Genomic DNA, 20,240 nt, shown 5'->3' with positions numbered 1-20,240 from the left:
GATACTTTTATTGGAACAAATTTGACTTTAGTCTAAATAGTAGGTTTGACTAAAGTCAAATCTGTTTTATTTTGTGCTGGTATCCGTCAGTTGAAACTGACGGCAATGAATGATGGTCTCATAATTATCTCAATTTTATAAGGTATTCTACTTATAAAATTGAGATAATTCATGGAAGTATTTTTATTCAATCTGCATTTTATAAACATTGGTTTCTCGTTTATTGAAGCCCACTCTCGGATAAAGTTTATTAGCCGCAATTCGGCTTGGGTGCGAGGTGAGCATCAATAATTTTACGTCTTTGGTTTTCACAAATTCGATGGCATGTTGCACCAGTTTTTCGCCGATACCTTGCCCACGATACGTATCATCTACTACTACATCTTCAATCCAAGCTTTTTTGCCAGTTGGGCTATAATACATGCCTACGGTTATCATTCCCATTATATTTTCGGCCTCATCATACGCCAAAAATAAATGGCTGTTTTCTGATGCTACAAGGGCCGTAAGGGTTTCGGCAGAAGCCGTGTAGGGTGTAGTTACGAGCAAATCAATGAAACGCTGAATGGCTGTTTGTATAGTGGGCGTAAGGGTGGTTATTTCTTTAATAGTCATTTTTTTATCAAAAGTTCAAGACGGATATAATTTTTTGAGAGAACTCACCGAAATCTCAATCAGCTCATTAAGCACATCGAGATTAATATCAGAGAGCTTTTTTACATAAATACAGCCTTTACCAGATTTAGTTTTACCCAGTTTTTGTAATAAATCTTCTCTTTGTTCAGCTGGTACATGAAGATACAACGAAATGGCCGAAGCTCGTGGCGAAAAAGCTACCAATGGTGCATCACCTTCGTGTCCGCTGGCGTATTTGTAATGATAACTTCCAAAACCAATGATACTTGGTCCCCAAAGAATAGCCTCAAATCCAGTCTGATTTTTGAAAATATCGACTAATCTAATAGCATCATTGCGTTTGGCCTCATCGGTGATTTGATTGATAAAATCACTGACACTGGCTTGTGTTTCGGTAGTTTTATTGGTTGCCATAATCTTTTAAAGACGAAGGTTTTCAGTCCTAAATTAACAAAAAAACCTCTGCATATCAAAATACGCAGAGGTTTCGGGATTTTTAAATAATTGAAGAAAGCATAAATTTACTTTTCTCTGGGCTGTGGCTACATTAATCCCAATCTTTCAATTTGCCAACAGGAGCAATCTGTACGTTTACGATTTCATTAGTTTTCTGATTCATCAAAAAAGCTACTATTTGACAATTCTCCTTGATGATGACGCTATTTGGAAGCGTAATCTTAAAAAGTTTTTTGTACACTTTACCATTTTTTATGGCTGCCGCAGGAATATTCAGCCCCCCTATCAACGGAGCAATTGCATCACGAGCGACGTTTTCGTGCAGAATATTCTCAATCATTGACGGCAAAGTATAGGCTTCATATTTTTGAAAAAGAGTATTTCTGCTTGCGTAATTGGCCTGCGGAAAACCCGCTACTTTATCTTCAACCAGATAAATGCCCAAACCATAGGCATCTTCAGTAGCTGTATTTACTTTTACATGACTCATGAGTGTAAGCTCTTTATCATTCAAGCTACTTTCGAGGGCAATTCCAACGGGTAATTTTTCGGTTTTCAGCAAATCATTCACATTTACAGTCCATTCACTTTCACCAATGATAAATGTACTTCCTACGATCGATTTTCTACGATTCACCATGCCCGAAGGCCAAGCTGGATGCCCGTATTTATTTTTCAGCGGATTATAGATTTTGTCTTTATCGGCCGTCATTTCATCGTTATAATGAATCTCAACGCTTATCACGCTTGGGCTTACTGTCAGTTTTTTAGAGGTTTCTTTAGCCAACGGGCACCAACCACACCAAGTGCCAGAATGCTCTTCGAGCAATACTTTTCTTGTAAAATCTTGCGGAGTTTTGGTCGAAACTTTACTTAAATAATCGTACTTACAGCTACAATCGTCTTCGGTGGCAGTAGATTTGAAATTTGTAGCAGCGGCATCAGTACAACCAACGTTTGGGTCGGTCGAAACTGGCTCGGTAATAATGGTGGGTTCTGGCTCAGAAGCGGTTTCTCTGGTGCATTGCAAAAACACAAAAGTGCTAAAAACAAAGACAATCGCACTGACAAATATTTTATTCATTACTTATTTATGTTTATTCATTTAATAACAAAAACCATGCCTTACAATGTTTGGCATCAGAATTGCGTTTTCATTCATAAAAACCTGCTTATCAAATGTTTGCTATCATTCGTGCTAACCAATTGACTTTTTTTCTGTTTTTAGTTTCGTTACAGCTTTCGGCACAAAAATCGCTACCAGATGTTTCAATCAAAGACTTAAAAGGACAGTCTATTTCTACCAAACAATTTAGTGAAGGCTCTCAACCAACCATCATTAGCTTTTGGGCTACTTGGTGTAAGCCTTGTCTGCAAGAAATCAATGCCATCAACGAAAATTTAGCCGATTGGCAAGCCGAAAAAAACGTACGATTTATTGCAATTTCGGTGGATGATAGCCGCAGTAAAGGCCGTGTGCCAACACTCATCAATAGTAAAAAGTGGAAATTTGAAGTATATCTTGATGAAAATGGCGATTTGCAAAGAGCCATCAATGTATTGAACGTACCACATACATTTGTATTGGATGCCGAAGGGAAAATAATTTATCAGCATACTTCCTACGCTTCGGGTGATGAAGAAGCCTACATCGAAGCTATCCGAAAAATCAAATGAGAAAGTCTCTATCTCAGATTTACTTTAGACTAAAGTCTGATAATGTTTTTGCTACATTCCGTCAGCTAAAAGCAGACGGGGTCGCCCAGACGGCAATTGATAGGGCTGTAACAATTCTTTTAGTTATGCTTTTCATAATTCCTCCATCGGGGGTTAGGGGGCAGTCATTTTCAGGCAGTTTACAATCTGACTTTCAGCGATATACCAACGATAATTCATTAATTTATGAGCAATTAGAGTCAAAAATAGCATCCAATAACTATCTCACACTGCAAGGTCAGTACCGAAAATTTAGAGCAGGTATAAGATATGAGGCTTACTTTCCACCATTGTTGGGCTATCCGCTCAATTTAGAAGGACGAGGCTTGGTCAATAAATTTATTTCTTACCAAAATGATAAAATATCGGCTACGATTGGTAATTTTTATGAACAATTTGGTAGCGGAATGATTCTCCGAACACAAGAACAACGCTTTTTGGGAATGGATACTTCGCTCGATGGTTTTCAACTAAAAGCCAACCCAACTAAAAATTATACCGTAAAATTGATAGGCGGAAAGCAAAGATTGGGCTTCAAGCATGCCGATGGTTTGGTTATTGGAATGGACAATGATTTTAGATTTAGTAAGGATTCTACCACTAATCAATGGAGCGGAGGGCTTAGTTTTGTGAATAAAAACGAACCTTATGACGGTATTCTGACAAGCGTAAAACCCAACGTTTGGGCAGTTGGTGGGCGGCTGAATTTTCAACGAAATAATTTTAGTTTTTCGACTGAATACATCACGAAATCGGCTGATGCTACGCCCGCCAATCGCTATATTACCCACCGAGGTTCGGCTTTATTGATGAATAGCAATCTTGATTTTGATAAACTATCGTTAGCCTTAAACCTCAAACGCATTGATAATTTCGATTTCCGCAGCCAACGTTCCGAAACCCTCAATAATGCACTACTAAGTTTTATTCCTGCCACCACCAAACAACATTCTTATCGACTGCTAACGCTTTATCCGTATGCCTCACAAGTGATGGGCGAAGTGGGTGGACAGATTGATGCCATTTATACATTTGAAAACGATGCTACGCTTTCGCTCAATTTTGCGGCACTCAATGCTCTGAATAAAAAAACAATTGAAGGCGAAGAAGGTTATACGAGTAGTATTTTTGAAATTGGTAAAGAAAAATATTACCGAGATTTGAATATCGAATTCGAGAAAAAATGGTCGAAGAAATTTAAAACCAACATGGTTTTTGTCTATCTCAATTATAACAAAGGTCAGATTCTGGGTACGTTTGCCGAAATGATAAAATCTTATACGTTTATTTTTGATGGAACAGTCAAATTCTTGAAAAAGAAGGCTTTACGTTTTGAATTACAACATTTATCTACCCAACAAGACAAAGGAAATTGGGCCATGAGTTTGGTTGAATACAGTGTTTCGCCCAAATATTTTTTCTATATTTCTGATGAAATCAATTACGGTAATTTTAGTTTTGAGAAAGTAAAACACTACCCAAACATTGGTTCGGCTTTTAGTTATAAATCGCACCGATTATCAGTAGGTTATGGTCGTCAGCGAGAAGGCCTATTGTGTGTGGGCGGTATTTGTCGGCTTACGCCTGCCTACACGGGTTTTAGTGCATCGCTTACGAGTAGTTTTTGATAGAGAAACTTGAATCATTCAATGAAAATAATCAAAGTTTTATTGTTGGTATTGACCTTGGGGCAGGAAGCGTACTCACAAAAACTACTAACGCTCAACCCCGAAAAAGTAAGTTTTAAACCAAGTTTTAATATTGTGGATGTCGTTGATGCTCGCCCACAACGAGAAAATATTGGCCAAGCTTTCGTATCTGCTGCTCAGAAAGACCCCATCAATTTTAAAGCAGGAACCGAAACCGCCATCAAGAGATTTCTTACGCAATCACTACCAAATAAAGAAGCCCAACTGCTGCTCAGATACCGAATTCTTGACTTAAAAATAAGCGAATCGAAGCTACCAAATGGCAATTTTTCTGGCCAAATCCAATTAAAAGTTGCCTTTGACCGAATCGGCAAAAAAGATACGGTTTTACTGACCGAAACAAGCACCAGTACCACTTTTGTGCGTTCGGATATTCAGATGCCTAACGCAAAATATGAATCAATTCTAAGTTCTTTACTGGGCAAATCACTCGAATATTTCGATAAATGGCTTACGCTAAATGGGAGTAAACACGAAGCTCTCATCAAGGGTGTGAAGATTATCTTTATGCCCGAAAATGATGCCAATGATAATGACACCATTTATCATCATACCAGAAAAGTAAACTGGGATGATTTTAGAGGAAAGCCAACCAATACTCGCTACGGAGCGGCCATTTTTGCCAACTTTGCTTATGGGGCAAGTTTTCAAGTCATTGATAATTATATTGTGGCTAAAATTTCGACCAAAACCTACATGGTCCGCGGAATGTCGTGGATGCAGCCAAACGCTTTGAGCGATTACGCACTTGCTCATGAGCAACTTCATTTTGATATTGCCAAAGTAATAACGGAGCGATTCAAGAAGAAAATTTTGGCGATGCAAGCCGATTTAATCATCGACCTCAACAGCATGATTCAGTACGAATATTTAGAATCGTACCGAGAAATGAATCAATTACAAAAACAATATGATAACGAAACTAATCATAGTATCTCTAGGCAAAATCAGGCAGCTTGGGAAGCAAAAGTAAGAAGATGGCTCAATGAGTTTGGCAATTAAATATCGACTATTCTTGAAATAATACAAAAAAAGCATTGTTTTAAGAAAGATTTAAGAAAATGACTATATTTGTGGTCATTTTTAAACGAAATACAGTATTTACTGATGCGAAACCTTGTTTTGTTTTTTTTTCTATCACTTGTCAACATTGCTGGATTTTCACAAATCACGATTAACCTACCATTAACAAGAAGTGTTTTTCAAAGAGATAACAACAATACCTCAAACATCTATATATCAGGCATTTACGAAGGAACTATTGACAAAGTTGAAGCAAGAATTATACCTGTAAAAGTTGGCCAAGGCATAGCTACTGATTGGGCTGTTGTAAGTGATAAACCGCAGTTTGGCTCATTTATTGGCTCAATAAAAGGTACAGGTGGCTGGTATCAATTACAAGTTAGAGGTATTAAAAGCGGAGTTGTGGTCACACAATCTACAGTCGATAAAATTGGCATCGGAGAAGTATTTCTGATTGCAGGGCAATCAAATGCCGAGGGCAAAAGAAACTTTGGTGAACAAGCATCGGTCGATGATCGTGTCAATTGTTTTGATTACCAAAAAATTGATTTCTTAGATGAAATCCCCCCTTTCCAAAGTTTTTCACACATCGAACGCACCTCATCAATTGCACCCCGTGGACAAGGGGCTTGGTGTTGGGGCGAATTAGGCGACTTACTGGCCAAACGCCTCAATGTGCCGATTATGTTTTTCAATGCCGCCTACGAAGGTTCAAGCATCGAAAACTGGTATAGCAGCTCAATTGGAGTAGACACAAAGCACCCGTTTTTTCAGTTTACCTATCCGCGTAATACCCCATATTCATATCTACGAATTTCACTGCAATATTATATTTCTCAGTTAGGCCTACGATCAGTTTTATGGGAACAAGGCGAAGCCGAATCTGAATTAAAAACTACACAAGATTATTACGCTACAGCACTAAAAAAGATTATAGAAAAGAGCAGAACAGAAACCGGAAAAAAAATCAGTTGGATGGTTTCTAGAGCTTCTTTACTCAATACCAATCAAGTCTATCCACCTGTAATTAACGCACAAAATAGCGTCATCAATGTATCGGATTATATTTTTGAAGGTCCATACACTGATTCGATTCAGGTGCCTCGCCCCGAAGGAGTGCATTTTACTGATGTGGGGATTTCTGAGCTTGCAAAAGCATGGGATAATAAGATGAGTAATCGTTTTTTTAGCCAGTCGGTCCCTTTTTTGCCTTCACCACACATTGCCTTGAATGCTTCTTGTCAAGTCAACGATAAAGTTACGCTAAGTGTGCCTGCTTCCTACAATTTGCAAACATGGTCGAATAACACTACTACCACGACACAAACGGCATCCACGGGAACTTTTAATGCCACTGTAAGAGATAAAACAGGTAATTATTTCTTTACCAATACAGTTGATGTAAAAAAAGTGTTTCCTACTAACAAACCTTTCGCTTATGCCAAACAAAGTCCATTTTTCTGTGAAGGTACAAGCACCGATCTCTTGACCGACAACGCTGAATATTCATCGTTTATCTGGAATACAGGCGAAACTAAAAAGCAAATTACGGTCAAAAATAGTGGTTCATATAGTGTGCGAGGTATTAGTGCATTAGGATGTATATCACCCGAATCGAATGTTATTCAAACTCAAACTTTATCATTACCTGGCAAACCCGTCATTTATCAAAGTGATGTAGCTGTCTGTGAAGGAAATACCATCACACTTGCCTCTACAAGTATAAAGGAAAGTATTTGGAGTAATAACGAAAGTGGATCAATCATTACCTTACGTAATCCGGGTGAGTATAAGATTACGGTTCGTCAGAAAGATGAAAATGGTTGTTTATCGGTTGATTCTGACCCAGCAATCATGTCAATAAAAAGTCGCCCTGAGACACCCGAAATCATACAAGTCGGTACTTATACGCTGCAAGCCAAACAAAAGACCGAAGCAACTGATTTAAACTTCGAATGGAAACAAGACGGAAACTTATCGTCAAACAAAACAGCCTTTTTAAAATTGATTAACCAAAGTTTTGTTACAGTAACGGCTCTACGAAATTACACCTTACCGAACAAAACCCTGAGTTGTCGCTCAAATATTTCCGGAGCATTTTCTTTCAAACCAAATCCCGAACTATCCGGAATCATTGTATATCCGAATCCAAGCACAAATGGCATGATAACGCTTGAATCAAAAGAAAATATCGAAAGTTCCGTGCTTACAGTTTATAACGAGAAAGGCCAGTATCTTACTTCCTCTTCAATTCAAAGTTTATCTGAGCGTCGTTTCGTTGACTTGACATATTTACCTTCAGGAAAATATATTTTGAAACTCCAATATGGCGACTTTTTAGAATCCAAAGAGATAATAATTATGAAATAATGAGTCGATGGTGCTGTGAAAAACTCATTTTTAAGATTTCGTACTGTTGATAATTTTCGGCCATTTACCAAATTAAGTTTCTAAAATTTTATACCAACAATGAAGTGATTAAGGCAACTTGATCACTTTTTTAGTTTTACTTCCACTCCCACACTATTTGCTGAAAAACTGATGGTATCTGACTGATAGCCTAGTTTTTCAAAAACCAACGATACCTCCGAGCAATTTCTTCCTCCATCAACATCACTAAACTTAAAATCTCCATTCATATCGGTCTTAATCGTATGATATGGCTGGGTCTTCTTATAAATCACCACATCTTGTAAAATTCCCATCGACTGAGCGTCATAGACTTTTCCCTCTACTTTCTGTAGGCAATCGCAACTCGAAAAAGATAACGCACCAAGTATTATGATTCCAAATGGCTTCAGTAAGATCTGATAGAGAGTTGACTTTTTCATGCTAAAACCTGATTTTTATTAAATTTCATGACCAAAACTGCTCATAAAAGTAAGTTTTTTTTCTTTCAATATACACACATCTTATTTTTTTCGACAGCCAACCACACATTAATTAGCGTTAATGTAATGGCATGTCTACCGTCTAATTTTTGGCTGACTTTTTCTAGAAAACCCACTGATAAACCAAACATTGAGCCCAAAATCAAATTCTTGATGCTTTTATTCAAATACCCCGTAAACATCGCAATCCGTGTGATTTACTAAACTACGAACTCACGGCAAAAGTAGCTTGATTGCAATGAGATTATAATCTTGAGATTCAAAAGTAAGGGTTTATTAAACTCCAGATGTAGAGAGTCGAATGACCAAAATAGCTGACTGATGTTCTCAACTCAAATTTTTATACACTGACGCAACGCATTACGCAAAATATGAGTCTTATTATAGAAAGTTTAATTTTCAATTATCGTACAGCTGCTACAATCATTACTATTTTTGAAATAGTACTCGGCAACACTAAATTGACAGAATATTTTTATTTCTATCTGATCGAAAAATAAGGTAAAGTAAAGATTTTTTATCATGATAAAAGGTCAAGTATTGAATTTTGTAACGATATTGCTAAGATAAACGCTTAGAACAGGTAAGCTACCATAAACTAAAAACATGAGAATTTTAATTTTGCTTTTAATGCCTTTTTGTCTTTTGGCACAATCAAAAAAAGATATTCGTAAGAATGGAGTCAAAGGAATCACCGAAGTTATCGTAGAATATGAAAACGGAAAAGAGATTAGCCACAATGATGTAACAAAGAAATTTGATAAAGAAGGTGAGGTTATTTTGGAAGTCAATTACGATAAAACTGGAGCATTAAAAGATAAAATTGCTACAAAATTCAATAAAGATGGCGATAAAATAGAAGAAACTACTTTCGACGCCACAGGCAAGCAAATCAATCGTTTTGTGTATAAATATAATGCTGATGGCGAGAAATCGGAGGAAATCAAATACGATGCAAAAAATGTATTAATCAGCCGTTCGGTTTATGTAATCAACGGAAAAGGATTAAGAACAGAAAAGAAAACCTACGATGCCAAAGGGAAATTGATTCAGACCAAAAAGTATATTTATGAGTTTTAAAAGCCCCCGCCCCCCGATGGGGGAGTTTACTATGACAACAGATTTTTTTTTCGATAGAATACAAGAAGAAGTAACACTCTTTGAGCCGATTACTTTGGCCGAAATGGAGGGGGTAAAACTGATGGACAGAATGGATGTAAAATACCTGATTCCAATAAATTTTTTACCCGATATTCTGGCCGATGCCAAGCAATATTACAAACTCTTAGAGATTGATAATCAACGAATTTGCCCCTACCAAACGCTTTATTACGATACCGAAGATTTACGGCTCTATCATCAACATCAAGTTGGTAAGCAGAATCGATATAAGGTACGTTCACGCAATTATGTTGGCTCAAATTTGCAGTTTTTTGAAGTAAAATTTAAAAACAATCACGGTCGAACCATCAAAAAACGTATCAAAACTCAGGGAATCAACGAGCCATATTTGCACGACGAAAGTTCGGCTTTTTTGAGTAAAATCAGCCCACTCGAACCTCAGTACCTACAAGGCGTGATGTGGGTCAATTATAGCAGACTTACGCTCGTGAGCAAGCAAAGCCCCGAACGCCTCACGATTGATTTGGAGCTTACGTTTAAGAATGATTCAAAAGAAGTTCAATACGCACAAATAGCGATTGCCGAAATCAAACAAGAAAAAGTGGGAGCATCGCCGATACTGGATATTCTGAAAAAATACCAACTAAAATCGGGCTCGATAAGCAAATATTGCTTCGGAATCATCAGCCTTTTCGAGGGCGTCAAACAAAATAATTTCAAAAAACACCTAAAAAGAATTTCAAAAACCTTACACCAATATGAATCTTTTACAGCAAACGCTTACACCTGACACCCTACAAAACGTTCAAACAGCTTCTTTCGAGTTATTTGATAAACTTTCAAGCAAATTCTTTATTCGATTATTTATTGATTTAGTATCAGTTTTTGTACTGATTCGCCTGATTTTCTACAAAAACTACAAAAAAGCCGACCAGTACCTTACATTTTTTGCTTTCAACTTAGTTATTTTCTTGATAACCTACCTGCTCAATAAAGTAGAGATGTCGATGGGAGCAGCTTTCGGTTTGTTTGCAGTTTTCTCGATGCTTCGCTACCGCACCGAGAGTATTTCTACCAAAGATATGACCTATCTGTTTTTGGTCATTGCTATCGGTTTACTTTCGGCCATCAGTAAAGGCGGCTGGGACGAGCTGGCTCTTTTGAATAGTATTATTCTTATCGCAACGTTTTTGCTCGAAAGCAATTGGCTCATCAAAAAAGAGTTTACCAAAAATATTATTTATGATAATATCAATCTGATTACACCCGAAAAACGTACCGAATTATTAGCCGATTTGAAAAAACGTACGGGTTTCAATGTTCATCGGGTAGAAATCCAAGAGATTGATTTCTTGAAAGATGCCACTCGCATGACGATTTATTTTTATGAATAATTTTCTCTAAAATGCACCTCTCCTCAACCAGAGAATGACACCTACTAAACTTTTCCTTTATGAAAAAATACCTTCAAATAATCAGCCTATTATTCGTTTCATTGGTCACATTTGCCCAAAAATCAGAAGTAGATTTTCAGACTCGTCAAGGAATCGGGCTTAATTTAGACCTACCCAAAGGCTGGGAGGTTTCGGGCGAATTTCGTACCCGATTCAACGAAAATTCCTCAAATTATCGAGGCTCGTACATTTATCTTGGCGGCGAAAAAAAGATAAATAAATACATTTCAGCGGGCGTTGGTTATCGACTCGGCATGGTCAATGGAGAAAAGTTTAATCGTTTATCGGCCAATATCGAAGCGAAATACAAAATCAATAGATTTACGTTTTCGCTTCGTGAAACCTATCAATCACAAAAACAAACATTTGTGGGCGATGATGAAGGTACGGCCGAAAATTATCTTCGCTCAAGGTTCGGTATAAAGTATGCTTTCACCAAAAAATTAGACTTTAGTGTTTCGACCGAGCCATTTATGCACAAAAACGATGGAGTTTTCGAGACGGATTTTTGGCGAAATCGTGCCAATATAAGCTACGAATACCTAAAAAATAAAAGTGTGAGCCTCTATTATATCTGGCAGCCCGACGTAAACAAGAAGTATCCCGATACTAAAAATATCTTAGGTATAAATTTTAATTTTGTAATTAAAGTTAAGTAAAACTTCACAAATAAAGGCAAATACTATGTGTTGTGGTGAAAACCATAACACATAATTCTTAGAACCTCTTTATATATCCCAACCCGATTTCGATTTGCCTGTCAATAGTTTGTAGTTTATATTCCTGCAAATTCAAGCCTCCGTTTAGTAGTAATACGTTAGTTCCACGAATAGCCTTTCGGACCCCCAAAGCCACATTGTTTGATACCAAACGATAATCATTCTTCCCGATTAGGGCTATGTTTTGTGAATTATCAGGCGATAGGCCAGTTCCAAGTCTTAGACTAAAGTAATCATCTACTCCGCCGTAGTAATAACGCGTAAGAAATGCATAAGAGCTCGAAATTTTAGAGGATTCTGGGCTTAGATAAGTTCTAAAATTAAACCAAAACTTTCGATAATATTTACCCAATGATGCCGTGTATATCCAAGTACTATTTCCAAAATTAAGATATCGAAAGCCCACTTCAGTCTCAAATCCCTTTGGCATTGTAAAATATAAAGAAGCCCCGGCCCGATATTTAGGAAAAACGCCAAATTGTGTAGCGTAACCACCACTTAAATAAGCTTGTATGTTTTTAGAAATTTGTGGATAAGCATCCAGTTCGAGCTGTAGTCCATCTTTATTGAATCGATTAGCATAGTTTAAACGCCCAAAGAACAAGCCAATGTTGGTTCTTAGTCCGTAATCAATACTAAATAAATGCCAAGGATTAGGAAATTGTTTATCAAAATTAATAAAACCATAAGACACATTCACCATATTTTGCGTTAGGTTTTCTCTAATCCTATTGGCCAAAGCCCGCACTTGTGGATTCTTTGTTTTAATCACCAACAAATTATTTACTAATGAATCTGCCTCTTTCCAATGCCTCATGTTTACTAATACATTAGCTTTCAAAAATTTCAATTCTTCTGAATTTTGATGAATCCTTAAACTATTATTGATCACTTCTAAGGCATCATTATTCTGACTGTTCCAATAATACAAATTACCTAATGCCAGCGAGGCATCTTCATTTTGGGAGTCTTTACTGAGAACATTCCTTAGAATAACCATAGCACTATCTTTTTGCCCATTCCAAGTGTATACTCGGCCTAAAAAAACCGCCACTTCAGTGTATTCAGGATTTATGGCCAGAGCTTGTTTACTAAGCCGAATTGCTTGTGTGTAGCTTTTGTTTATAAATGCACTCGTACGAGCTTGAGCAAAAAGTTCATCAGCAGATACACCCTGGCCCCGTGCCAAATTTATTACGAAGAGAAATAAAATTACCTTACAAAAAAAAGCTTTCATAAATAGTTATTAGGATGCGTAAAATACATTAAAAATGAGTCTAAAATTATCAATAAGTAGCAAAATTCATGCTACATATATTTCTGAAAGTCACGGAATAATAAAAAATATTAAAAACCAAATTATTGGTGTGATTTTTGCTCTGCTTAATTAACACATATCTCTAAAAAATTAAGTAAGAAGTACTTGCATATCTTCTTATTTAGTTGATTACTTTCCTAGCGACCATGAATAAGCCATCAATTGAGATAGATAAAGTTGTATCTAAAAATGCATATCCTTTATCTCAGATCCCGGTTATTTTTAATTGGGTAGATGAGACTGCTTTAAATAATCTTTCTGAGCTTATAGCTCAATTCTTTCAAGTTCCGGTCACAGCTATCGCTTTCAATGCTAACAATACACAATGGCTTATTTCAAAAATTGGTATTGAACAAAAATGTCTCTCGATCGGAAATCGTTTTTTTAGAGATATTGTATCACAACAAGGAGTTTTAGAGATACCTGATATTTCAAAAACAGCGTACACCAATGATATACCAGTTTTACTGAATCAAAATATACAATTTTATGCAAGCATTAGTTTTGGTTTAATCAATGATTTTGTCGGTACAGTATTTATAGCTGATTTCGAGCCAAAAAAATTAACCGAACAAGAGAAAAAAGCCTTCAATACCTTTGCCAACAACATTAATTCGACCTTAAAATTAAATAAAATAAATTTTCAGAAACTCGAAAAAACAAATACGCCATTACCTCAGTTAAATAGTGCAGTAAAACAAATATCAGAATCAATTCTTACAGATTATGAAAACCTGAGCGATGATAGTAATACCAATAAGAGCTATTGGTTAGAAGTTAATACTCAGGCTGTCTTTAACAACAAAAAGCTTGTAGATATTGATGTTAAATCTGAACTAATTGATATCACTGAGAAGAAAAACAGAGAAGCCAATATTCTAACCTTAATCTCTGTGATGAACTCTATATTTAATGCGGTTTCTTTTGCGGTTATTTTTACTGATACAGATGGAATTATCCGTCGAATAAATAAAGCAGGATTAGATTTAATTGAATATACAAATGATGAAGTCATTGGCCGAACACCCGAATTTTTTCATGATTCAAATGAGATAATGGAACGAACTTTAGCCTTATCATTAGAACTAGGACAAGTAATAATGCCCGGCAAAGATACGTTTGTTTTGAAAGCGTGCTTAGAAAATAAAGTTGATGCAAATGAGTGGACATATATTACTAAATCTGGAAGACGTATCCCAATTTTGCTTAGTATTACGTGTGTCAGAAATAGTAACAACGATATAATTGGTCATTTAGGTGTTGCAGAAGATTATCGAGCGAAAAAGCGAGCTCAACAAGAGCTCATTGACGCCAAAAACGCGGCCGAATTGGCGGTGTACGCTAAAGACAGTTTTTTAGCAAATATGAGCCATGAAATCAGAACTCCACTAAATGCCATTATTGGTTTTACGGAGTTGTTATCTCAAAGTAAGCTTGATAAAGTACAACATGATTTTATAAATCATATACAGGTTGCGGGCGATAACCTATTGCTTATCATCAATGATATTTTAGATTTATCAAAAATAGAATCTGGACAATTAGTCATTGAATCTTATCCTTTCAGTATTACCGACACATTACAGCATGTGCAAAATTTGCTTAAAATAAAGGCAAATCAGAATAATAATGATTTTAGCTTATCAATCGCCGAGGACATACCTGAGTTTATTCTTGGCGATAAAGGCCGAATCAACCAAATATTAGTTAATTTGGCGGGAAACGCCATAAAATTCACAAAAAATGGAAAAGTATCAATTTCATTAGAGAAAATCGATGAAAACACAGATTTTGTTACATTACAATTCACTGTTTCAGATACAGGTATTGGAATTCCTGAAGATAAACTTCAAGCCATTTTTGATCGATTCACCCAAGCCGAAGCAAGTACTACTCGTAAGTTTGGAGGTTCGGGCTTAGGCCTAAACATCGTCAAACAATTGGTTTCTATGCAAAATGGTAAATTATCAGTCCAAAGTACACTTGGTAAAGGCTCAGAATTTCAATTTATAATTACATTTCAAAAAGTAGATTGCGTAAGTATAGAGAATTTGCGAGACAATACCCTTAATGCTCAATCGTTAGGCTCGCTTTCTATTTTACTCTGTGAAGATAATCACCTGAATCAGATATTAGCCAAAAATGTTATTCAAAAATTTGGCTTTAATTTAGATATTGTCAATAATGGCCAAGAAGGCATAAACGCCTTAATTAATCACCATTACGACATCGTTCTGATGGACTTGCAGATGCCTGTAGTGGATGGCTATCAAGCAACTATTCATATCAGGAATGTATTAAAATCAAATATACCGATTATTGCCATGACTGCTCACTCACTTGTAGGTGAGCAACAAAAATGCTTCGATATTGGTATGAATGCTTACCTTGCTAAACCGTTTAAACAAATAGAATTATTAGAAAAAATACAATCTGTTCTTGACAAAAACAGATTCGATGAAAAAAAACTATTGCATATGCCACAAGAAATATCTACTCACACATCGGGCCAAGCCACAAAATTAGATTTATCATATTTAGAAACATTTAGTGAAGGCAATGAGGAATTTATTCTCCAAATGATTAAGCTCTTTACACAACAAGTTCCCAAAGATCTGATTTTGCTTGAGCAAAAAATTGCAGAGCAAGATTACCCTGGCATTAAATCGGTTGCACATCATATGAAATCGTCGCTTGCAATGTTTAAGTTAGACCACGAAGTTCAATTCTTACAAACTACCGAGCATAATGCCAAAAATTCAATTATTAGCAGTAACATAGAGAGTGACTTTATTGCTTTCAAAAAAAATATCGAACAAACTTTGCTCATTATGAGTGATTACTGATTTTGGCTAAATCGATTCGGCATAGATGTAAAAAAGTACTAACCAAAGTGATTTAAAATTATGAAAGTTATTCTTTGCGAAGACAATGATATCTTAAGAAAAACGCTTTCTTTCTTTCTAGAATCGAAAGGATTTAGAGTATCACAATTTTCTAACGGCCGTGAAGCCATCAATTCTATTCAAGAAAACAACTATGACATGATTCTGACTGATATAAATATGCCAGGGTGTAGCGGAATGGAAATAACTGAGTATGTTAGAAACACGCTGAAAAAACAAACCCCCATTATTATATTTACTTCACTTAATGGAGAACAAACAGAATTAGAGTCGTTTAATATTGGAGCAAATGAGTTTATAGCAAAACCTGTAAGTCCGCTTGTCTTACTTGTGAGAATGAATAAATTATTTAATCAACAATAATGAGCAATGTTGAACAATTATATGAGAGCCAGTCTTGGATTGAACCTTTTTTGTATTTCACAGTTTTACTTTTTTTCCTACTAGCAATCATTTTATTCGCATTAACGATATATAGCCGGTTTAAGAGAAATCGTAATGAAGCATTAGATCATAAATATTCCGCAATGATTGAGGATGTTCTGATAAAAGTAATTTTTTATGATAAAACTTTTAAAGAAATTGAAAATGAAGAAATATCCGTAGATCTGCTTCAAGATGGTATATTTCGCAAAAACATGATGAAGTCAGTCATTGAACTTCATAAAAACTATGAAGGAATTTATGCCAAAAAATTAGAAGATTTCTATCTCGAATCGAGATTAATTAAAGACTCTTTCAAAAAGCTAAAAAACCCAAATTGGGAAATTAAATGTCAAGGTATCATGGAGGTATCAGAGATGAATATCTCTAAAGCATTCGATTCTCTTGTCAAAATTTCCAAAAAAAAGAATAAAATTTTAAAAATAACCGCTATTAATGCATGTATAAAACTTAATGGCACGAATGGTATTTTACACTTAATCAAGCATAAACATCGATTCGACATTTGGACTCAACTCAATATAATAGAGGCGATTAAACGTAGTAATACGCGTGAAATTGATGGTATTGAGCTACTTCTGGCATCCAAAAACAAATCAGTCGTAAGTTTAGGATTAAAAATTATACACACATTCCAATTATCAAACAACATAACTTTTGTAGAAGATTTACACCAAACTTCACGAAGCATATCAATTAAAAATGAAGCTCAGAAAGTTCTTGAAAATCTTTCAATTGTTGTATAAACAAGGCAAGTATGTCTTCAATCTTATCCACCTTTATCGACTTATACTTATCATTAATATTGATATATGCTGTTTTTGTAATGGTATCGTATCTTATATTAGCCTATCTTTCAATAAGGGAGCTCAAAGACTACTTAAAAAGAAATAGCTTTGTGAACTACGAAGTCTTGTTATCAAGCGAATACTCACCTTGTCTTTCATTAATTGCTCCTGCCTACAACGAAGGCTTGACTATAGAAGAAAACGTAAAATGCTTATTATCACTTAATTACAACAACTATGAAGTAATAGTCGTAAATGATGGAAGCAAAGATAATTCGATAGAAATTCTAATCAATACCTACGATTTAGAAATATCTGATATAAATTATTCAGATTCAATACCGACTAAAGCCATTCGAGCTATTTATCAATCTCGGAATGCAGCTTATAAAAAATTAATTGTAGTGGACAAAGAAAATGGTGGCAAAGCCGATGCCCTAAATGTAGGTATTAATATTGCCCAAAACCCATACGTTGTCTGCATCGATGTCGATTGTGTTTTAGATAAAGATTCATTGCTGAAACTTGCTAAACCTTTTTTAGAGGCAGATAATAAACGAGTAATTGCAACAGGCGGAGTGATACGAATAGCAAATCAATGTATAATTGAAGATGGAAGATTGGTTGAAGTAAAAGTGCCAAAAAAGATCTTGCCTCGAATCCAGGTCTTAGAATACTTAAGAGCCTTTCTTTTGGGAAGAATGGCCTGGGAAAGTTTAGACGGATTATTGATTATCAGTGGGGCTTTTGGTGCTTTTGATAAAGAAATTGCCATAAAAGTCGGTGGATACAATACAAAAACAGTGGGTGAAGATATGGAATTAATAGTCAGAATGCGGCGATATATGCACGAACAGGATCTCCCTTATACCGTAAGTTATATACCTGACCCACTCTGCTGGACAGAAGCCCCAGAAAATTTTACAATTTTTAAAAAACAAAGAAGTCGTTGGATGCGAGGCACCATTGAAACACTGTGGTTACATCGCAAAATGTTTTTCAATCCTAAATATAAATTATTGGGGTTGCTGAGTGTTCCTTATTGGACTTTTTTTGAATTTTTGGCTCCTTTTATCGAAACCGTTGGATTGATCGTAACTGCTATATTCACTCTTTTAGGCTTACTTAATTGGCAGTATTTTATACTACTTTTATTATTCACCTATTTTTTTGCAGTGATGTTTTCGATTTTGGCTTTATTAAGTGAAGAAAAAACCTTCCATAAATATCCAGATATACAAGACTACATCCAGTTATTGGTGGGGGCTCTCGTCGAACCAATTTATTTTCATCCACTCGCTGTTATATCAGCCTTAAAAGGTTACTGTGATAAAATAGTAGGAACAAAAGGATGGGGAGAAATGACAAGAACAGGTTTTCAGAAAAAATGATTCTTTGCTAATCTTTCCGTAGAAAAATAAATGATCGAAACTAATCGATAATTCTATTTTGTGTAAAGCCTTAATAATGAGCATTTTACAGAACCGTAGACTACTTATCGATGTTTCTATAATTGTAAAAAAATTAACTAAATTTATGTCGAAACTCGAAGTATGGCTGCGTGGGCCACTGCCAGATATCCCTCCTCTCCTACAACCAGTGGCTCATGCACTTTTGCAAGCAGAGGAAGAACTGAGTGAATACCTAAGCGATTTTCCTGATGATTTGCTTTGGCAACGCCCCGCAAAAGTGGCTTCAGTGGCTTTTCATTTGCAGCATCTTGCAGGCGTACTCGACCGAATATTCACGTATGCTCGCGGCGAATCGCTCACCGAAATGCAGATGCAAAACCTAAAATCAGAAGGTGTAGAGAATACTGAGATTACGGTTCAACAACTCATTGAAGGTTTCAATAAACAAGTAGAAAAAGCCATTTTTCAGCTAAAAAATACCGATGAAGCTACTTTAGCCGAAGTCAGGGGCGTTGGAAGAGCGAAAATTCCTTCGACTGTAATTGGGCTACTTTTTCATGCAGCCGAACACACAACAAGGCATCTGGGGCAGCTTTTGGTCACTTCAAAAGTTGTAAAGCAGACAATTGATTAATAAGCTTAACAGCACTTTGCTTATCGCCCAAAAGTAGCTTTTCGTGAATTTTCCGAATGGCTACTTTTGTTTTTTTTGTGCCAACCAAATCCTCCAAAGCATTTTCGGTGGCATATAAACTTCCATTTATTTCAACCATATCGGCATCCATCAGCACAGCCGCACGCAGCTTACTAATGTTGGCTTCTACCACCACATTTTTATTTTGTTCGGGCGAGTCGCCTACCAAATACTTCTCGCTTTTAGGTATACCACTAAAGGCATAATAGCATATTATCAACATAAAAATTGCTAAAGTAAGCAGGTTTTGAAAATGATTTTGGCGAGACGGAAACGTTGTTTGCATCAACTTTGTTTTTATTACAAAATAAGCGTGCAGATGTTAGGAAGAGTTTACCAAAACATTAAGAAAAAGTAAAGTTTATCAAGCTCTAAAACCGAATTTTTGTTTATGATTTCTTAACATTGGCACAATTTTTAGTTTATAGTAAAACCCGACCTTTGTGTCAGTAAAATTTAAAAACACCAGTAATGATTAAAAGTAAATTCAGATTAAACCAAACTCACTGGAAATACACCGTGAGAACCACAAACGGACTCAGCGAAGAGCGTTTGTATGAAGACACCGACGAAGATTTGTACGGTGATGCCTTCGAGGGCGATGATTTTGATGAGGTTTTCGATAATTCTATCGAGAATTTCTCAATTGCCGCCTAATTTTTAGTACGATTTATAAGATTTAAAGATAGACACAATTAAGGAATAAAGATTTTTAAAATTATTTGTCTATCATCTTAAAGATTCATCATATAGTTTTGTTTAGGTTAGTAATCAAAGAATTAGCAGGGGGATTTTCGCTCTGCTTTATTTTATTCCTGAGCAATCTCAAAAATAAAAGCCCTTCGATTTTCATCGAAGGGCTTCATTATTTAAGCATTAACTGCAATTTGTGTTTTACGAAATGTTCGATTAAGAATTCCTCGGTAGATACTTCCGAAACGCTCGTAGCACC

Annotated in this window: 21 protein-coding genes; 15 read left to right on the top strand and 6 right to left on the bottom strand. The window is 35.9% G+C overall.

Features of this window, described 5'->3' with window-relative positions:
- Nucleotides 1-183: 183 nt before the first annotated feature.
- From ACOVO2_RS15695 to ACOVO2_RS15685, 3 genes are all read right to left on the bottom strand, one after another.
- Nucleotides 184-615 carry a GNAT family N-acetyltransferase gene (locus ACOVO2_RS15695; RefSeq protein ID WP_421770886.1) on the bottom strand — a complete coding sequence of 144 codons (432 nt, stop codon included), beginning with the start codon at nt 613-615 and terminating at the stop codon, nt 184-186.
- A 15-nt stretch (nt 616-630) separates the two neighbouring features.
- On the bottom strand, nt 631-1,050 hold the full coding sequence (locus ACOVO2_RS15690; protein ID WP_421770885.1) for a DUF1801 domain-containing protein: 420 nt from the start codon (nt 1,048-1,050) through the stop codon (nt 631-633).
- Nucleotides 1,051-1,183: 133 nt separating this feature from the next.
- Nucleotides 1,184-2,176 carry an Omp28-related outer membrane protein gene (locus tag ACOVO2_RS15685; RefSeq protein WP_421770884.1) on the bottom strand — a complete coding sequence of 331 codons (993 nt, stop codon included), beginning with the start codon at nt 2,174-2,176 and terminating at the stop codon, nt 1,184-1,186.
- Between the two features lie 95 nt (nt 2,177-2,271).
- Here ACOVO2_RS15685 and ACOVO2_RS15680 point away from each other — a divergent pair, with 95 nt between their 5' ends.
- The 4 genes from ACOVO2_RS15680 to ACOVO2_RS15665 all read left to right on the top strand — a co-directional run bounded on the left by ACOVO2_RS15680 (nt 2,272) and on the right by ACOVO2_RS15665 (nt 7,910).
- Complete coding sequence (locus ACOVO2_RS15680) at nt 2,272-2,769, top strand: TlpA family protein disulfide reductase (protein ID WP_421770883.1); 498 nt, start codon at nt 2,272-2,274, stop codon at nt 2,767-2,769.
- Nucleotides 2,766-4,436 (top strand): DUF6029 family protein, encoded by a 1,671-nt coding sequence (locus ACOVO2_RS15675; RefSeq protein WP_421770882.1) that lies wholly within the window; start codon nt 2,766-2,768, stop codon nt 4,434-4,436. Before ACOVO2_RS15680 ends, ACOVO2_RS15675 begins: the two co-directional genes overlap by 4 nt.
- A gap of 21 nt (nt 4,437-4,457) precedes the next feature.
- The gene (locus ACOVO2_RS15670) at nt 4,458-5,519 is read left to right on the top strand and encodes a DUF922 domain-containing protein (RefSeq protein ID WP_421770881.1); all 1,062 of its coding nucleotides are present in this window, start codon (nt 4,458-4,460) and stop codon (nt 5,517-5,519) included.
- 105 nt (nt 5,520-5,624) lie between these two features.
- The gene (locus ACOVO2_RS15665; RefSeq protein ID WP_421770880.1) at nt 5,625-7,910 is read left to right on the top strand and encodes a sialate O-acetylesterase; all 2,286 of its coding nucleotides are present in this window, start codon (nt 5,625-5,627) and stop codon (nt 7,908-7,910) included.
- 122 nt (nt 7,911-8,032) lie between these two features.
- Here the strand turns inward: ACOVO2_RS15665 and ACOVO2_RS15660 are convergent, their stop codons facing one another.
- Nucleotides 8,033-8,371 (bottom strand): hypothetical protein, encoded by a 339-nt coding sequence (locus tag ACOVO2_RS15660; RefSeq protein ID WP_421770879.1) that lies wholly within the window; start codon nt 8,369-8,371, stop codon nt 8,033-8,035.
- 666 nt (nt 8,372-9,037) lie between these two features.
- On the opposite strand from ACOVO2_RS15660, the gene ACOVO2_RS15655 reads away from it, so the two are divergent.
- The 4 genes from ACOVO2_RS15655 to ACOVO2_RS15640 are packed head-to-tail and all read left to right on the top strand — an operon-like array spanning nt 9,038 to nt 11,666.
- Nucleotides 9,038-9,511: a hypothetical protein gene (locus ACOVO2_RS15655; RefSeq protein WP_421770878.1), complete on the top strand. Its 474-nt coding sequence runs from the start codon at nt 9,038-9,040 to the stop codon at nt 9,509-9,511.
- Between the two features lie 31 nt (nt 9,512-9,542).
- Nucleotides 9,543-10,343, top strand: a complete 801-nt coding sequence (locus tag ACOVO2_RS15650; RefSeq protein ID WP_421770877.1) for a polyphosphate polymerase domain-containing protein — start codon at nt 9,543-9,545, stop codon at nt 10,341-10,343.
- The gene (locus ACOVO2_RS15645) at nt 10,312-10,947 is read left to right on the top strand and encodes a DUF4956 domain-containing protein (RefSeq protein ID WP_421770876.1); all 636 of its coding nucleotides are present in this window, start codon (nt 10,312-10,314) and stop codon (nt 10,945-10,947) included. The genes ACOVO2_RS15650 and ACOVO2_RS15645 overlap by 32 nt, the downstream gene beginning before the upstream one ends.
- 59 nt (nt 10,948-11,006) lie before the next feature.
- Nucleotides 11,007-11,666 (top strand): DUF2490 domain-containing protein, encoded by a 660-nt coding sequence (locus ACOVO2_RS15640; RefSeq protein ID WP_421770875.1) that lies wholly within the window; start codon nt 11,007-11,009, stop codon nt 11,664-11,666.
- Between the two features lie 58 nt (nt 11,667-11,724).
- On the opposite strand, the gene ACOVO2_RS15635 is transcribed toward ACOVO2_RS15640, so the two are convergent.
- On the bottom strand, nt 11,725-12,963 hold the full coding sequence (locus ACOVO2_RS15635; RefSeq protein WP_421770874.1) for a YaiO family outer membrane beta-barrel protein: 1,239 nt from the start codon (nt 12,961-12,963) through the stop codon (nt 11,725-11,727).
- 227 nt (nt 12,964-13,190) lie between these two features.
- On the opposite strand from ACOVO2_RS15635, the gene ACOVO2_RS15630 reads away from it, so the two are divergent.
- From ACOVO2_RS15630 to ACOVO2_RS15610, 5 genes are all read left to right on the top strand, one after another.
- Nucleotides 13,191-15,890, top strand: a complete 2,700-nt coding sequence (locus ACOVO2_RS15630) for an ATP-binding protein (protein ID WP_421770873.1) — start codon at nt 13,191-13,193, stop codon at nt 15,888-15,890.
- 60 nt (nt 15,891-15,950) lie between these two features.
- The gene (locus ACOVO2_RS15625) at nt 15,951-16,313 is read left to right on the top strand and encodes a response regulator (RefSeq protein ID WP_421770872.1); all 363 of its coding nucleotides are present in this window, start codon (nt 15,951-15,953) and stop codon (nt 16,311-16,313) included.
- Nucleotides 16,313-17,140, top strand: coding sequence for a hypothetical protein (locus ACOVO2_RS15620; protein WP_421770871.1), 828 nt, complete (start codon nt 16,313-16,315; stop codon nt 17,138-17,140). Before ACOVO2_RS15625 ends, ACOVO2_RS15620 begins: the two co-directional genes overlap by 1 nt.
- 11 nt (nt 17,141-17,151) lie before the next feature.
- Nucleotides 17,152-18,573 (top strand): glycosyltransferase family 2 protein, encoded by a 1,422-nt coding sequence (locus ACOVO2_RS15615; protein ID WP_421770870.1) that lies wholly within the window; start codon nt 17,152-17,154, stop codon nt 18,571-18,573.
- Between the two features lie 145 nt (nt 18,574-18,718).
- Nucleotides 18,719-19,228: a DinB family protein gene (locus tag ACOVO2_RS15610; RefSeq protein ID WP_421770869.1), complete on the top strand. Its 510-nt coding sequence runs from the start codon at nt 18,719-18,721 to the stop codon at nt 19,226-19,228.
- Here the strand turns inward: ACOVO2_RS15610 and ACOVO2_RS15605 are convergent.
- A complete protein-coding gene (locus ACOVO2_RS15605; RefSeq protein ID WP_421770868.1) occupies nt 19,194-19,574 on the bottom strand; it encodes a hypothetical protein in 381 nt (126 codons plus the stop codon). The two genes, ACOVO2_RS15610 and ACOVO2_RS15605, sit on opposite strands and share 35 nt — an antisense overlap.
- A 185-nt stretch (nt 19,575-19,759) precedes the next feature.
- Between ACOVO2_RS15605 and ACOVO2_RS15600 the strand changes: the two genes are divergently transcribed.
- Both ACOVO2_RS15600 and ACOVO2_RS15595 read left to right on the top strand, forming a co-directional pair.
- Nucleotides 19,760-19,945: a hypothetical protein gene (locus tag ACOVO2_RS15600; protein ID WP_188764186.1), complete on the top strand. Its 186-nt coding sequence runs from the start codon at nt 19,760-19,762 to the stop codon at nt 19,943-19,945.
- Nucleotides 19,946-20,010: 65 nt separating this feature from the next.
- Nucleotides 20,011-20,240: hypothetical protein (locus tag ACOVO2_RS15595; protein WP_421770867.1), on the top strand; the 230-nt coding region annotated here is incomplete at its 3' end.

The organism is Emticicia sp. (assembly GCF_049241225.1).
Lineage (GTDB): Bacteria > Bacteroidota > Bacteroidia > Cytophagales > Spirosomataceae > Emticicia.
Note: the sequence above shows the minus strand (reverse complement) of the source record. Positions and strands in the feature narration are given on the sequence as shown.